The sequence below is a fragment of the Sorangium sp. So ce406 genome (assembly GCF_051474675.1).
Classification (GTDB): domain Bacteria; phylum Myxococcota_A; class Polyangia; order Polyangiales; family Polyangiaceae; genus Sorangium; species Sorangium cellulosum_G.
The window spans coordinates 6,848,492-6,863,391 of sequence record NZ_CP150340.1; the positions used below are offsets into that span (position 1 = coordinate 6,848,492).

The 14,900-nt window shown below is 70.2% G+C and carries 8 protein-coding genes; 3 read left to right on the forward strand and 5 right to left on the reverse strand.

The annotated features are described in order from the left end of the window. Positions 1–6: 6 nt before the first annotated feature. The gene (locus WME96_RS25305; protein ID WP_437284159.1) at positions 7–2,445 is read right to left on the reverse strand and encodes a type VI secretion system Vgr family protein; all 2,439 of its coding nucleotides are present in this window, start codon (positions 2,443–2,445) and stop codon (positions 7–9) included. 196 nt (positions 2,446–2,641) lie between these two features. Next, positions 2,642–3,439, reverse strand: a complete 798-nt coding sequence (locus WME96_RS25310; protein ID WP_437284160.1) for an N-formylglutamate amidohydrolase — start codon at positions 3,437–3,439, stop codon at positions 2,642–2,644. A 187-nt stretch (positions 3,440–3,626) separates the two neighbouring features. Here WME96_RS25310 and WME96_RS25315 point away from each other — a divergent pair, with 187 nt between their 5' ends. Beyond that, complete coding sequence (locus WME96_RS25315; RefSeq protein ID WP_437284161.1) at positions 3,627–4,778, forward strand: hypothetical protein; 1,152 nt, start codon at positions 3,627–3,629, stop codon at positions 4,776–4,778. A gap of 30 nt (positions 4,779–4,808) precedes the next feature. On the opposite strand, the gene WME96_RS25320 is transcribed toward WME96_RS25315, so the two are convergent. The 3 genes from WME96_RS25320 to WME96_RS25330 are packed head-to-tail and all read right to left on the reverse strand — an operon-like array spanning position 4,809 to position 11,048. Continuing rightward, entirely contained in the window at positions 4,809–5,276 is a 468-nt protein-coding gene (locus WME96_RS25320) for a hypothetical protein (protein WP_437284162.1), read from the reverse strand. A 13-nt stretch (positions 5,277–5,289) separates the two neighbouring features. Continuing rightward, the gene (locus WME96_RS25325) at positions 5,290–7,254 is read right to left on the reverse strand and encodes a HEAT repeat domain-containing protein (RefSeq protein ID WP_437284163.1); all 1,965 of its coding nucleotides are present in this window, start codon (positions 7,252–7,254) and stop codon (positions 5,290–5,292) included. Beyond that, on the reverse strand, positions 7,200–11,048 hold the full coding sequence (locus tag WME96_RS25330; protein ID WP_437284164.1) for a C-type lectin domain-containing protein: 3,849 nt from the start codon (positions 11,046–11,048) through the stop codon (positions 7,200–7,202). Before WME96_RS25330 ends, WME96_RS25325 begins: the two co-directional genes overlap by 55 nt. 651 nt (positions 11,049–11,699) lie before the next feature. Here WME96_RS25330 and WME96_RS25335 point away from each other — a divergent pair. Both WME96_RS25335 and WME96_RS25340 read left to right on the forward strand, forming a co-directional pair. Continuing rightward, positions 11,700–12,128, forward strand: a complete 429-nt coding sequence (locus tag WME96_RS25335) for a hypothetical protein (protein ID WP_437284165.1) — start codon at positions 11,700–11,702, stop codon at positions 12,126–12,128. A gap of 322 nt (positions 12,129–12,450) precedes the next feature. Next, positions 12,451–14,817, forward strand: a complete 2,367-nt coding sequence (locus tag WME96_RS25340; RefSeq protein WP_437284166.1) for a trypsin-like serine peptidase — start codon at positions 12,451–12,453, stop codon at positions 14,815–14,817. Positions 14,818–14,900 lie beyond the last annotated feature (83 nt).

The following is a 14,900-nucleotide window of genomic DNA, read 5'->3' on the forward strand; positions in this document are numbered from 1 at the left end:
CGGCGCTCAGATCTTGGTGACGAAGGCGGAGCTGACCTTGATCGGCGCGGTGCTGACGTTCGCCGAGCCGCTGAGCGCGAGGATCAGCCCGGCCTCCACCAGCTTCATGGCGGCGGCCTTCTTGTCCATCCCGATGTAGTCGAGCTTGATCCCCACGAGCTCGAGCTTGACCCCGTACAGCGTCTGGTACAGCGCAGCGTGGTCGGTCTTGATGAGGCCGCTCGCGCCCTTGTACACGTAGAGCTCGTGCTTGTTCGGCGTGAGGTCGAACGTCGCCACCTTCGCATCCAGCTTCAGGTTGGTGGCCGTGATCTTCGCGTTGGGCGCCTTGATCACGAAGTTCGTGTCGCTCGACAGGTCGACGTCCCCGCCGAAGTGGCCGCCCCAGGTGGTGGCGACCTCCGTCTTCCAGCTCTTGTAGTCGTCGAAGTTCTCGGCCGTGACCTTGTGCTTCCACGGCCCGGTCACCGTCGACGAGCCCTCCGGCTCGATCGTCTGCGTGTACGTGCCGTGGACGTCGTGCTTCATCCCGCCGCTCGTGATGGTCAGCTCCATCCCGCCGGTGATCGTCTGCTTCATGCCGCCGGCTTCCACGGTGTCCACGCGGCCCGTCTTGATCGTGGTCGTGCGCGTCGCGTAGTACGTCTCCGTCGCCGCGCCGGTGACCTGGAGCGTGTAGGTCGCCCCGACGCCCGCCCAGAGGTTGCCCACGACCATGCTGGACTTGTTCCCGCCGACGTTCTCCCAGCAGTCGCCGCCGATCCAGGATCCGCCGTTCGCCGCCGTCGTCTCGAGGTAGCTGAACGCGACGCTGACGAGGCTGCTGCCCGCGATGGCCGGGTCGGCGTTCTCGGGGGACAGGAACGACCCGACCTGGGTCTCGCCGTCGCCCGTGTAGACCGCGCCGTGGCCGGCGCTCGGGGTCCCCATGTAGATGCCGGTGCGGTTGTTCGGCGTGTGGAGGAAGATGAACTCCTTGCCCTGCTCGTCCTCGAGCACGAGCTGGTTGCCGCTCCCGGTCCGGATGATGTTCTGGCTGTGGTTGCGCTCCCCGACCACGCTCGGCCGGTGCGCGTTGGGCACCACGCCGGCGATGAAGGGCCGGTCCGGGTCGCCGCCGAGGAAGGCGATCATCACCTCGGTCCCCTTGCGCAGCGGGAAGTGGAAGCCCTCCGTGGTCCCGCCGTGGGGCTGCATCATGCGCACGCGCGTCGAGACGCGCGCGTCGGGCAGCCCGCTCGTGTCGAACTCGAAGCGGACGAGGTAGCGGCCGTCGGCGTCGATCTGGGCGTACTGGCTGTCGGCGGGGCCGCAGACGACGGCGTTCTCGAACCCGTAGATGCGCGGCCAGGGCGTCGTCTGCGGCGCGCGGAACTGCGCGTCGGCCGGGATCGCGAGCAGCTTGACGCCGTAGGTCTGCCTGTCCGAGAGCCGCGTCAGCCGCGCGATCTCCGGCGTGATCGCGGCGATCGACGCGGCGTGGTGCACCTCCAGCGCGAGCCACTCTTCGCCGACGTCGCCCGGCTGGTCCTCCAGCGAGAACCGGTACCCGGCGCGCGGGCCGAGCACGTCGCCGCTCCCGCGCAGGGTCACCTCGCGGCAGCCGATCGACTGCGCGCGCACCTGCGCGAGGCGCTCGGCGTCGCTCTGCACGAAGACGCGGTAGCCGTGCTCGCGGATCGCGCCCAGCCCGTTCGCGGTGATGCTGCTCTCGCCCCTCACCGACGCGGACGGGTTCGCGTAGTTGTAGTCGGCGATGGTGACCGTCTTCGGGAGCCACTGGACGTCCTGCTCGAGGTGGTTCAGGCCCGGCGGCGCGGTCACGTCGTCGCCGAAGAGGGGGATGTAGCGCACCGCGCCGCCGCCCGGGAAATCGTCGTGCAGCCCGCGGTCGTCGACGACGACGAGCACCTCGCTCGATCCGTCGTCGGGGTGCTCGAAGAAGTAGTAGAGGCCCTCGCGCTCGAGCCACCGGTGGAAGAACGCGAGGTGCGTCTCCCGGTACTGCGCGACGAACTCCTCGACCGGGTAGTCCCCCTCGTCGATCAAGAAGCGGAAGTCGCTGGCCGCGAGCCCGCCGCTCTGGAGCGTGGCCGCGAGGAACTCCTTGACCGGCTGGTTCGTGAAGACGTGGCTGCGCCAGAAGTGGCGCAGGAGCCAGAGCTTCGGCACGAGCAGCGCCTGGTACAGCGCGCGCTCGGCGTTCTGGTGCAGCAGGCGCACGCTCGCGAGGACGCCATGCAGGACGAACGGCTCGTTCCCGTCGCCGCGGGTCGCGCGCACGGTCGCCCGCTCGCCCACCGCCTTGCGCACGTCGGTGTTCGCGGGGACCGAGAAGAAGAGCTCGAACTCGTACGGCTGCGAGACGTGCTCGGTGCCCCGGAAACCGATGAACGTGACGCCGGCGAGCGCCGAACACGTGAGCGAAAATCCGTCGTGGCGCATGGAGAGCCTCCCCGTCCCTGGCCTTGGTGCCGAGCGCGGAATGTCCGTGCTTCGCGTCACGGCGTCAACATGCGCACGTTCGCCGACAGCGCGGCGGATGAGGTGGATCCAGCATGGGATAAACACACACCTGCGCCGCATGTCTCAGCACGGTGACGGTTCGACGACACGCGCGGCCGCTGGGCGCGCGGGGGGCTCACCGCGCGGCGGACGCGGCCGTGAGCGCGACCAGGACGCCGCGCGTGAAGCGCCGGAGGCGCGCGACGTCCTCGGGGCGCGGGGCGAGGTCGCGCGCGTCGCAGTAGAGCCGGCGGGAGATCTCGATCTGGAGCGCGTGCACCCCGTCGCCTGGGCGCGCGTGCCGCTCGAGGGCGTGGCCGCCGGGGAACGGGTCGTCCAGCGCGAGCGACAGGCCGTGCGCGCGCGCGACCTCGACGACCGCGTCGCGCGCCCAGCCGGCCGCGCACGCGCCGCCCCGCGTGCCGAGCACGACGTCGGCCGCGCCAGGGAACAGGACGTCGGGGTACGCGTGCGCCGAGACGAGGATCGCGACGCCGCGGCGCGCGCGCGCGGCCGCGAGGCGCGCGCCGACCTCGGCGTGGTACGGCTCGAACACGTCGCGCACGCGGCGCTCGACCTCGGCGCGCGGCGGCGGGCTCTCGAGCCACTGCTCGCCGCTGGCGGAGCGCCGTCGCACCTCCCGCAGCCCGTAGGGGAGCTTGTCCTCGTACGGCGTGGGGACGCGCGGGGCTGTGTTGAGGTCGATGACGTAGCGGCTCAGCGTCGCGACGATGAGCGCGGCCCCCTCGAGCGGGGCGTCGCCGAAGAGGGCGTCCGCCGCGATGTCCGCGTCCGCCGCGAGGGCGCGCTCCGGCACGCGGGTGAAGCGCGCCGCGGCCTCGTCCACGAGCAGCCCCGCGTGCGGGACCTCGACGACGATCGGTCCGGGCGCTCCGGGCTCGTGGACGCGGAAGGGAGGCGGCGGCGCGGACATCGTTCCTCCGGGAGGTGGGCGCGGCCGGGTGTAGGCGCGGGGCGCGCGGGACGGCAAGGGTCCGGCGCCCCCCGCCGGGATCGCCGGACAGCGGCGCCCTCCGGCGAGGCCCCAATGCCGGCGAGGAGACGGCGCCGGCGCCGGGTTTTTCGCACGGGCGCCGCGGATTGCGCTCTCATGGCGCGCCATGGGACACCGGCTGTGGCTGCTCGTGAGCCGCTATCACCTGGACCCCGGGATGTCGTCGGTCCTGGTGGATGCCGTCGCGACGGCCGGCCTGCTCGTCCTCGCCGCGATCGCGCTCCGGCTGTCGCGCCGGCAGCGCCGGGCCGCCGCGCGGGCCGAGGCCTCGCTCAAGGGCGACGCCGCGCTCGCGCCCGGCGAGGCCGTCGTGGTGGGCACGGTCGAGCGGGCGCAGGGGGCGGACGTCGCCGTGCGCGTCGAGGTCGAGCAGGAAGGGACCGAGTCCGAGAGCTCCGGCGTCTGGAGCCACCAGTGGGTCGAGACGGGCCGCAAGGTCCGCGTCCACCCCTTCTATCTTCGCCACGCCTCCGGCGCGCTCGTCCGTGTGGAGCCGGGCGAGGACGTGATGCTCGTCGACGCGCTGGACGGCATGATCCGGGTCGATCTCACCCGGCGCATCCGGGTCGCCGAGATCATGCCCGGCGAGAAGGTCTTCGCGCTCGGCGAGCTCCGGCGCGCGCCGGATCCCGAGGCGCCGGCCCAGGCCTACCGCGACGAGGCGCTGGGGCACGTGCTCGTGCCCCGGCGCGGGCAGCCGATGCTCATCTCGTCCGAGCCGCTCGACCAGCGGTTCGCGCGCAGGGCGGCGTTCCACCGGCGGTGGGCCGTCGCCGCCGTGGTCGCGTCGCTCGCGTTCAACGCCGTGTTCGCGGGCTTCCACGCGCGCCGCTGGCTCGGTGAGACGGTGGATGTCCGCGTGACGCAGCTGCGAGAGCAGGAAGACCGCGACAGCGACAACCCCCGATTCGTGGTCACGATGCAGGCCGCCGACGGCGTCCTCTTCTCGGACGAGGTGCCCCATGCCACCTTTGGCCGGCTCCGCGGGGTCGAGCGGCTGAAGGCGCGTTATGTCCGCTCGTGGACCGCCTCCAGCGCAATCGGCCCCGACGTGACCGCCCACTCCGCCGCTTACGTCGCGTTGCCGCTCCTCGGCGCCATCGCGCTCGCCTACGCCGTCCGCGCGCGCTCCACGATGCCCTGGTACGAGAAGAAGCTGTTCGAGCGGGGCAGCGGCAGGCTGCCGGGCAGCACGTCTGCCCCGCGCCGGGCCGCGAAGCGCCCGGAGGGTCGCCGTCAGAAGCCCGCTTCTGGATGACCGCCGACCCGAGGCGTCGAGGGAGCGCCGCTAGGAGCGCTCCACGCACCGAACGTAAGCTTCCTGTTCGGCGTCGCAGATGCCCTCCTTCACGGAGGGCACCCCGTCTTCACCGCACGCCCAGGCGCTCGCCGGCTGCCGCGCGAAGCAGGCCAGAGCGACCTGCATTTCGGCGCTGCAAGGCGCCTGGGCCTGCATGGCCGCGCAGGCGGCAAGACACTGATCCGCGTGCAAACACCCGAGCGCTTGCGATGTGGCGCACAGGCGCTCGCAGACGCCGGCAGCGCCCGTCGCGCTCGCGCGCCGGGCAGGGCCGGGCGCCGCGGCCGCCGGGCTCACCGGCGGCCCGGGCGCGGCCGCCGGCCGGGGACCTGGGCTGGCCGCGGTGAGCTCCGCGCTCGCGGGCGCGTGGGCCGCCGTGACCTCCGCGCGTGCCTCGGGCTGGCATCCCGCGGCCGCGAGCAACAGGGCGTAGCGCAGACGAAGTTGAGCTTGCATGGTCGATCTCCCGTCAGCCCGCGAGCGCGGCCTGAGCCGCACGCCGGACGCCCTCGCGTTCGTTCTCGTTGTCCGCCACCTGTTGCAGCGTGGGGCGCACGTCGGGACGCGCGCGGAGCCAGCGCTCCAGGAGCTGGACGGCCTTGAGTCGGCTCTGCGCTTCGGGAGCGCCCGTCGCGAGCTCCGACACCCCCCGGACCAGGGCGTCCGACGGGCTGCGCACCGAGGCGGCGTTCAGCGCGGCGAGCCGCAGGTTCAGCGAGCCCTCGGCCTCGATCTGCTCCACCAGGATGCCGTCCACCTCGGGACGGTCCATCAGTCGGATCGACTCGATGGCAGCCGCTCGGACCGACTCGTCCTTGTCGTTCAGCAGGGGCCGCACGGCCTCGAACGCGCCAGGGTAACCCGAGTTGGCGATCCCGCGGAGCACGTGGACGCGCCTGGTGTGCTGCGATCTCGGCAGCTCCGCGAGCAGCGCTTCGGCCGCGCGCTTCGCCGGTTCGAGCTGCCCTGCCGCGCGCAGGTGCCGCGAGAACGTGCCAAGTCCGTAGAGCGCGTACTCGCTCAGGGTGTCATGATCGAGCCAGCCGATCAGCGCGTCGACCGACCCCGGGTCAGGCCATTGCGTGGCGATCAGGCTGTAGGCAGCCGCCGAACGCTGGCGTTCGCCGAGCTGCTTGTCGTTCGCCAGGGCGACGAGCGCCGCCTGCGCCTCGGTCGTCCCGGCGATGCCCAGCGCGTCGAGCAAGCCGACCGAAGCGGCGCCGCCCTTGCGGGCCAGGCTCGTCGCGTGCGCGATGTGCCCTGGCTCGAGCCGGAGCCGCGCGCCGAGCGCGCGCACCGTCTCGGTTTGTGCCTTCACCAGCTCGTGGTCCGGAGCGGCGTCCGGGTCGCGCTCCTTCGCCTCCTTCAACGCTCCGCTGGTCTGCTCGAGCCGAGCCAGCAGGGCTTCGTAGCTCGCGTCACCGGCGCGCGCGGCGTCGAACGGGCTGTGCGGCGTCCTGGCCAGCTTCGGCCCCTCCGCAGGCAGCACCGCATGGCTGGCAAGGAACGCCTCCCAGTCGGGAGCAGGAGCGCTCTCGACCCGCACGAGCTCGAGCAGGAGCCGATTCCGGCCCTGGACCGCGGTCGCCAGCGCTGGCGTGACCTCGACCGTCTCGTCCAGCTCGACCCACGACAGGCTGCCGTCGTCCACGCGCAGCTCGCCATTGAAGGCCTTGATCGTCGGCGTCAGGTCCACCGGGGTCGGGGACACCGCGCCGAGCGGCAACCGCGCCGCGGCGTAGGAGAGCTTGGTCTTCACGAACCGGCCCGGCGCGATCTCATCGTACCGCGCCGTGTACGTGCCGGTCGCGTCGACTTCCTCGACCGCCACGCCGCTGCGCTCGGCGGTCGGGTGCTGCAGCGCAGCCGCGATGCTGCGCAGCACGTTGGCGCGAAACCCCGAGGTCCCCGCGGGAGCTCGGACCTGCTCCGCGCGACCGTTCTTCAGCTCGAACCCCCATGTGCCCTCCAGGCCACGGGCCATGGCCCCAGGATCCGGAGCCGCCGTCCGGTTCTGCGCCTTCAACGTGACCTCTCTCAGGTTGACGAGCAGCGAGGTCGCGCCGTCGCCGGGCCGAGCCTGGACCTCGAGCACCCCGTCGAGCTCGAAGTCCACGGGCTGCGCGTTCTGCGCCAGCGTCGCGTTGCTGCTCATGTGCAGCTTGTAGAGATAGCGCGAGGAGGCTCGCCAGCGTACCTCGGCGGAGCCAACGTGCCCGCTCGAGCTCTCCGCCATGGGCGCCTTGGAGCAGGCAGGGATGCAGATCAGGACCGGCGCCGAGAGGGCGGCCGCGAGGGCCGCCCTCCTCGTTGCGCGGCCGATCCGACTCATGACTTTGGAATCGGAAGGGCGCATTGTAGACTCCGTGGTGTTACACGTCAGTTGATGATGGGCCCGCAGGTACCAACATCGTTGCCGGGGACCATGAGGCACGTATAGCCGGGATCCGTCACGCAGCAGTCGGCGGGGCGGTAGCAGGGCTCGCCTTGCTCCCGGCAGGTGCAGAGAGAGTCGTAGAATAGCTCCTCGACCTGCGAGCCGTCGAACGGCGCCACGGGCGCGTTCGGGGCCGGGGGGGCGTCCGGAAGAAGCTGGATGTCCACGAACGGGAGCGGCATCTGGACCGTCGCCCAGGGCAAGGCGCCCAGGGCGTCCTCCCCCTCACCGCCGAACAGGCGGAAGCTCTGCGCGGAGAAGCCGGGGTAATGCAGCAGCGTCTTCTTCCACACCTTGCTGAAGAAGAGGAACGACACCTTGACCTGTCCGTAGATCGTCCCTTTCAGGATCTCGGTCAGCCTGACGTCCGCTCCGTACTCGTAGGCCAGGCTGAACTTGTATTGCTTCGGCTGAACGCGCAGCAGACCTCCGGAGATCTCCTGCAGGTCCACGGGCAGCGGCCGCGGGTCGTCCTCCATCTTCGCCCGGATGCCGGCGCCGGCCCTGAACGGTATGTCGATGCGCCCGAGCTTGAGATCGCCCCGCACGCCGGCCTTGAGCGCCAGCGGGCCCGCGTCGAAGCCGACGCCCACGAACAGACCCACGCCCGCGAAGGCGTAGGGCTCTGCGTTCGCCCTCACGTTCGCGATCTTCTCTTCGCTGCCTGTCCCCAGGAACGTGCTCGGGTTGAGCTCGAAATCGATGTTGCCAGTCAGGCCATACCCGGCGGTGGCATCGACTTCGAGGTTCATGGGGATGGGGCCGATGGCGAAGTTGGCCGTGAAGAGCTGCACGTTGTGCGTCCTCTGCGGGCCGTTCAGCGTGAGAGAGTGCTCGCCGTGCAGGACCTTCGTCGCGAGCGCTCGCTGCTCCTGGATCAGCGAGTCAACACGCTCGTAGTAGTAACGGATGAAGCGGTTGATCGTCTCCTCGACCGAGTCGGTAGAGCAGTCGCCAGGAGGGAAGCCGAAGGGGGGATCCGAGGCGATCTGCTGGCACAGCGCGGGGTCGAAGCGGAAGCCGTTGGCCTTGAGCTGGTTGTACTGGCGCACCAGCTCCTGCGCGTCCTTCATCGCCTTCTTGGCGCGACTGACGGTCTTTTCGTACAGATCCAGCGCCTCCGTGCATTCACTGTAGAAATCCGGCTCCTCGACCGCGCTGTCGTACAGCAGGCCCGGGACCAGCGAGGGCAGATAGTCGACGCCGAAGACCTCGAGCTTGCTGTCCGACGTCCAGATCCGGCAGCGCTCGGCCCTCGCCGACGCCAGGGCGTCGATGAGCTCGAGCGTGCCGTGCGGGATGCCCGGCAGGTCGAACGAGGCGGCGGCCCGGAAGGCTGCCGACGCTTCCAGGTCCAGGCGCGCCTCGCCGAGGGCGAGCGGCGTCGCGTCGAAGCGCAGGGTGAGGTTCGGGTCGAAGTCGAAGGTGACCATGCTGCCCTCGCCGCTGCGCCCGTGCTTGGGGGGCGCGTCGGGCAGCTTTTCCTGCGTGGTATCCGCGACCTCGTACGTGCACCAGGGGTGAGACGGCCCGGCGGCGCAGGGCGGCGCAGCGCACGCCGGGTCCGCGGGGTACGCCGTCGCCGGCGCGGGTGGCGTCCCGAAGACGGACGGGTCGAACGGCTCGAGCGTCAGGTCCGTCGCGGGGCTGACGTACGGGCTCGACGTGCCGATCGCCCCGGGCTCCGGGCAGAGCTCGACCTGCTCGCACCGCTCATCGGGATCCTGGGTCAGATCGCAGTCGGGCTCTGGCCGGCCGCAACGGAGCTCCGCGACGGGCGACTGTCCCTCCTCGCAATCGCTGACGCAGTTGCCGCTCGCGTCCCGGCTCGCGCAGATGTTGCAGCTGAAGGCGGTTCCGCAGATCCGCCCGTCGGTGCAGTCCGAGTTGGACACACATTCGTTCGTGATGTCGACGAGCTGACAATGGTCGAGCGCCATCGGCTCGCATCGCGAGCTCGGCGGCGGCACGGTGGCCGCGCCGACGCACGCCGTGGGGCAGTCCGGGTCGTCGTCCGACGTGCACATCTCCCGACACGCCTCGACCTGGGCCTGAAACTCGGCGAACTCCGCCGGCAGCATCGTGCTCGACGGAACGCACTCGGCCGACGGCGGCCCCGGATCGGGCTCGCACTCGGGATCGTTGGGGTTGTAGGACTGACACGTGATCGGCGGCGCGGTCGGCCCTGCATCCGGGTCGACCCCTGCCTCTCGGTTCTCGCAGACGTAGCCGAGGGGCTGGCTGCAGTTCTCGTCGAACCACTGGCCGCTGCCGGGCAGGATCGCGCCACAACGGGCCGCGTCCCCGGTGACCGGGTCACCGCTGCGCCAGTTGACGTACCGACCGTCGACCGCAGCGCCGTTGCTGAAGAACATGTCGCCCGTGCCCCAGCGCCACTGGCCGTCGACGGCGAGCTCGTTGGCGGCCGTCCAGGAAGGGCTGGAGATCAGGCGTGCCACGAGCTCATTTTCGGCGCGGCTGTCGATGCGCGCGAGCGTGCGGCCCGGCAGCGAGGCGCACGCGGCATCGGCCTGTGCCCGGGTCTTCGGGCCACCCCCCGGACCTCCGGCGCACAGCCAGTACACCGTGTCTCCGACCTTGCGCGGGACACAGTGGCCCGGATCGGGCGAGCACACCTCTGGATCGCCGCACGTGCCGTCTGCGTTGCACGTGAATTCACCGCCGCAGATGCGATCCGAGCAGGCGGCCCCGGGCTGCGCTTCACCCGCGCAACCACACGTGCCGGGGTCCACGTTGACCGGGTCCGCGGCGCACCCGTCCACGCAATCGGGCGCCCCGTCCCCATCGCTGTCCGTCTCGGGCTTGCCGCACCCGCAGAGCCCGGGCGAGACCTTCGCCGGATCGTCGGGGCACGCCTCCTGGCAGTCGTTCAGGCCATCCAGATCCGAATCGCCCTGCGGGCAGATCTGCGGCCAGGTGAATGGAACGTGCAAGAGCGGCACGTCGGAGAACACCTCGATGCGGCGCGCGAACACCGCGCCCCGATGCGGTTGGTTGTTGCTCGGTCGGTTCAGCTCCACGGCGGCGTTCGGCGCCACCAGCGTGCCGAGCAGCGGTGAATTGACCAGGACCGTCCCGCTGCCCAGGGTACCCACGAGGATCTTGCTCGCGTCCCCACCGACCGCGACGAACGGCGCCTTGAGGGTGAACGCCGCGCGCACGTACACGAACACCGGTCCGGCGCTCACGTCCAGCGAGACCTGCGCGTCGGGCTCCGACGTGAACGACTCGAAGAAATAGGTGCCTGTCCGCAATAGCAGCTTCGAGCGCGGGCGCAGGTCCACGTTCCCGTAAGCCCCAGGGTCGAGCGACAACGTCGTGTCCAGATTGACGGTGCGGTTGCCCGCGTGAGCGTCAGGGAAGTTGACGCTCCAGCGGGTCGTGACCGACGGGATCGGCGTGTTGGCCACGGCGCCGCCGATGACGTCGGCGCTCGCGTCTTTCTGGATGCTGCCGGCAGAGTGCGCGAAGCCCACGACGTCGGCCTGAGCGGCGATGTTCAGGGGAGCTTTGCTGAACAGGTTGGCGTTGGCGACCACCGACGCTCCGATCTCGGTGAGCGTGTTGCCGAAGCTGGCGATGGTCTCGAGCTCGCCCGTCGTGCCGATGTGGACGCGCGCGTCCACCTTCAGGCGCTCGGTCGCCGAGAGCACGGTGCTCTGCGGCGTCGATCCCACGGGCGTCAGGACCGACCACTGCGTGATCAGGGGCTGCTCGGCGCTGCCCGTGCTCGGCAGATCCTGATGGTCCGCGGAGCCGCAGGCCACCATGGTGAATGAGCTAAAAAATAAGAATCGACGTGTCCAGCGATTCATGTCGAATCCCTCTGTTGTGTTGGCGCTGTTTGCTGCCATGCTCGATTGGTTATGCCGTCGATGAGAATTTTTATCTTGCGAGTGGACCTCCGACATCCTGAAGAGCGTCGCGCGCCGAGCGGCGGAGCGCGCGACGACGCTCGTCGTTCGTGGAGACACGGGTTGACCACCACCGCCGTTCGCCGACGAACCACGGTGTCGCAGGCGATGGCAACGGCCATGCCGGTCCGCGCGGCTGCGATCGCGAGCGACGATAAGCTGCGCCCGGTGATTGCCCCGCCTACGTTGAAGCGCGCTTCGTGCGCGAGCGCGGAAGCGACGCTGGCCCGATGCGTGCGTGTCACCGAGGGGACATAGGCACCGTGTGCCAGGCACGCGTGCCTGGCACGTGTTGCTGGCACGCGTGCCTGGCACGAGTGCCTGGCACGCGTCGCCGATATCCTATGGATGCGAAGGCACGCCAAGCGGCGTGGCGGTGGTGACACCGTCATCCTGGGAACACGAGCCAAGAGCGCACGAGCACGCTTGACCGGCCCGATATCGCGCTGCTAGGCTCCGCGCCGGAGCTCGATGAAAATGCGCAACTTATATTCTGCCTTGTCGATCTTGTGCTCACTCCTTGTGGTGATGGCGTGCGGCGGCGACGATGAGACGAGCGCCGGCGCGGGCGGTACGGCTGGGTCGGGCTCGTCGGCGACGGGCGGCGAGAACACGGGCGGATCCGGCAGCGCTGGCTCGGGCGGCGGCGGCGACGCCGGTGGCGGCGGTACGGAGAGGAAACGGGTCGGAGACCCGTGCACCGATCATGCGCAGTGCCCCTCGTTCGGCAACCTGGAGGGGTATTGCTTGACGACCTGGCCCGGGGGCTACTGCGCCACCGACCATTGTGACGGCGACCTGGTCTGCCCTCCGGATAGCACGTGCGGTGTTGCGGACGGCGTCGCGCGCTGTCTTAACTTCTGCTTCACCGATACCAACTGCCGGGACGGGTACCGCTGCGACACGGAAGAGCTCTCCTGCGTTCCAGCGGATTGATCGGACTCCGCCACGGGTAGGTGTGCCCGGATCGGCCAGAGCTGCTCGAGTCCACGGATTCGCGGCTGAACATCCGCTTGTGACGATCCCGGCTCGACGGGTCCGCGCGCGCGGAGTGAGGCGCCGCGCCTGAACGCTGCGTCGCTTGCCCGATCGTGCGATGAACCTCCGAGCACGCCCTCCAGCGTCTGGCCCGAAGATTGCCACTCGACATCGCGAGCATCGAGAGCTCGCCAGCATGCCGCCGGATATCGAGGCCCCCTGCCGGATCCTCGTCCTCCGAGATGGCGGCGCGAAGCTCGCTCCGAGGAGGTAGTGCGCGATGAAGAGATCCCACTGGTCCGAGCTGAACCTTGCGAGGGCTCAACGTATCTTGTGCGCGGCATCGCTCGTCGTTGCGGCAGGCTGCGCCGCGGACACCGTCGACGACACCGAGGCCACCGAGAGCGTGACGGAGGTCGAGCAGCCGGTCGTTTACGGCATCGACGATCGAAAGGAGGTCGGGCAGCACTCGGACGCGGCGCTGCGTCGCCTGGCGCAGGCGTCGACGGTCAGCGTGATGCTATCCAGCGCGCTCAACACGTCCAATCCGAGCAACGTCACCGTCAACGGGGCGACCCTGCAGACGCTTTTCAACCTCTGCACCAACCAGAACCAGAAATTCTTGACGGACCAGGCCCCTGGGAAGTGCTCCGGCACGCTGATCGATGATGATCTCGTGCTCACGGCTGGCCATTGCATCAGCGCGGCCGACTGCGCCGACCATCGATTCGTCTTCAATCGCCTCCGGGAGCCGGACGGCACGCTGCGGACCGTCACCACCGACGACGTCTTCAGCTGCGCCAGCGTGCTGCACGACGTCGAGAATGCGACCCGCGACTTCGCCATCGTGCGCCTCGATCGGCCCGCCACCCCGCGCTTCACCCCGGCGCCCGTACGCGTCAACCGCGCACCGCTCTCGCACGGCGTCCGCCTGGGCGTGGTCGGGCTACCCTACGGGATCCCGATCAAGATCGATTCGGGCGGCCACGTCCTCGATCCGAGCACGGGCACGGCGTTCTTCACCGGGAGCCTGGACACCTTCAGGGGCAACTCCGGAGGGGGTATCTATGAGGTGGGTACTTACCAGCTCTCAGGGGTCCTCAGCGGCGGTCAAACAGACTGGGTCCCCGGGCCCGCGGGCAGCGTCCCGGCCGGCTGCCAGGTCGCAAGCGTGTGTCCGGAGAGCGGCTGCGCCAGCGGCCCCGGATCGCCCCCTCACGCTGAGAGCGTAGCCTACATCGGTCCGGCGCTCGACGTGTTCTGCGCCGCGAACCCGACGAACGCCCGCCTCTGCGGTGCGCAACGGAACACGTTCGCCTTCTCCGCCAGCAACACCGCCAGCGCCACGCAGAACACGATCGAGCATTACGTGTTCCTGGAGCCGGGGGCGACCATCGATTTCGGCACCTGCGGCACGCCAGGCGGCTCCGGCACCGGTGATACCTACCTGCGCCTGGTCTCGCCGTCCGGAGCGACGGTCGCGTCCAGCGACGACGGCGGCGGATCCTGTGGAGGGCTGTCCCACGCGACGTTCACCGCGCCGGCGTTCTTTGCAGGTATGTACGAGATCCAGGCCGGCTGTTTCTCGACCGGGGCGTGCTCGGGGACGGTGGCTTATACGGTGAGCGGGCCGAGCGGGGGCTCGTTCTCGTACAGCGCGAGCTCGACGAACAATGCGACGGTGAACACCCGGGACGTGGTGATCAACGTGGAGCAGGGGAGCGTCATCACGGCGGGGACCTGCTCGCCGTCGAGCGTCACGCCGGTCCCGCCGGCGCCGCTCGAGCGCGCCCGCTTCTCCGGGAACACCTACCTGCGGCTCCTTTCGGGCGCCACGCTCGTCGCGTCGAACAACGATGCCTGCGGCGGCACCGGATCGCAGCTGACGTACACCGCCACGGCCACGGGGCCGCTCACGCTGAGGGCCGGCTGCTCCTCGAACACCGCGTGCAGCGGGACCGTGTCGTACACGGTCGGCCGCGTCAACTCCGCCTACTCGGCGACGAACACGAGCACGGCGACCATCAATACGGCGAATCAAGACGTGCAGCTCGGCGTCGGGGACCAGATCACCGTCGGCACCTGCGGCATGATGGGGGCCTCGTTCACGGGAGACACGTTCATCCGGCTGTTCTCGGGGGCGACCGAGGTGGCCTCGAACGACGACGCGTGCAATGGCCGCGGCTCGCTGCTCACTTACCGAGCGACGACGGCCGGCACGCACCAGCTGCGCTCGGGCTGCTTCGGCAGCGGCTCGTGCACCGGGACGCCGGTGGTCCAGGTCATGCGTGCGGCGGCGATGAGGACGGGCGCCGGGACGTTCTCGTACATCGCATCGACGACGGCGAACGCGACGCAGAACACCGTCAACGAGCGCCTGTTCCTGCGCGCGGGCCAGACTGTACAGCTCGGCACGTGCCCGAGCGTGCCCGGCGGCACGGGGCTCGGAGATACGTACGTGCGCCTGTTCGGACCGAGCTCGGCGGAGGTGAGCAGCAATGACAACAACTGCGGAACCCTCGGCGGCGCCCTGTACTCGAGCCTGACGTACACGGTTCCGGTCGGCCACGAGGGCTCGTACGAGCTCCGCGGCGGCTGCGCCGTCGACACCCCTTGCGTCGCAACGATAGGGCTCGTCGACCAGTGAACGAGGCTGTGGCGAGCACGCCGAGACGCGGGTAGGCTGGCTTCGAAAGGTGCTGACGCCCGCGCCGCCTCGACGGCGGCGCG

What these genes read in the sequence shown, in the direction of transcription:
- WME96_RS25305 (WP_437284159.1), bottom strand. Translation starts at nt 2,445, where the DNA reads ATGCGCCACGACGGATTTTCGCTCACGTGTTCGGCGCTCGCCGGCGTC.
- WME96_RS25310 (WP_437284160.1), bottom strand. Translation starts at nt 3,439, where the DNA reads ATGTCCGCGCCGCCGCCTCCCTTCCGCGTCCACGAGCCCGGAGCGCCC.
- WME96_RS25315 (WP_437284161.1), top strand. Translation starts at nt 3,627, where the DNA reads ATGGGACACCGGCTGTGGCTGCTCGTGAGCCGCTATCACCTGGACCCC.
- WME96_RS25320 (WP_437284162.1), bottom strand. Translation starts at nt 5,276, where the DNA reads ATGCAAGCTCAACTTCGTCTGCGCTACGCCCTGTTGCTCGCGGCCGCG.
- WME96_RS25330 (WP_437284164.1), bottom strand. Translation starts at nt 11,048, where the DNA reads ATGGTGGCCTGCGGCTCCGCGGACCATCAGGATCTGCCGAGCACGGGC.
- WME96_RS25340 (WP_437284166.1), top strand. Translation starts at nt 12,451, where the DNA reads ATGAAGAGATCCCACTGGTCCGAGCTGAACCTTGCGAGGGCTCAACGT.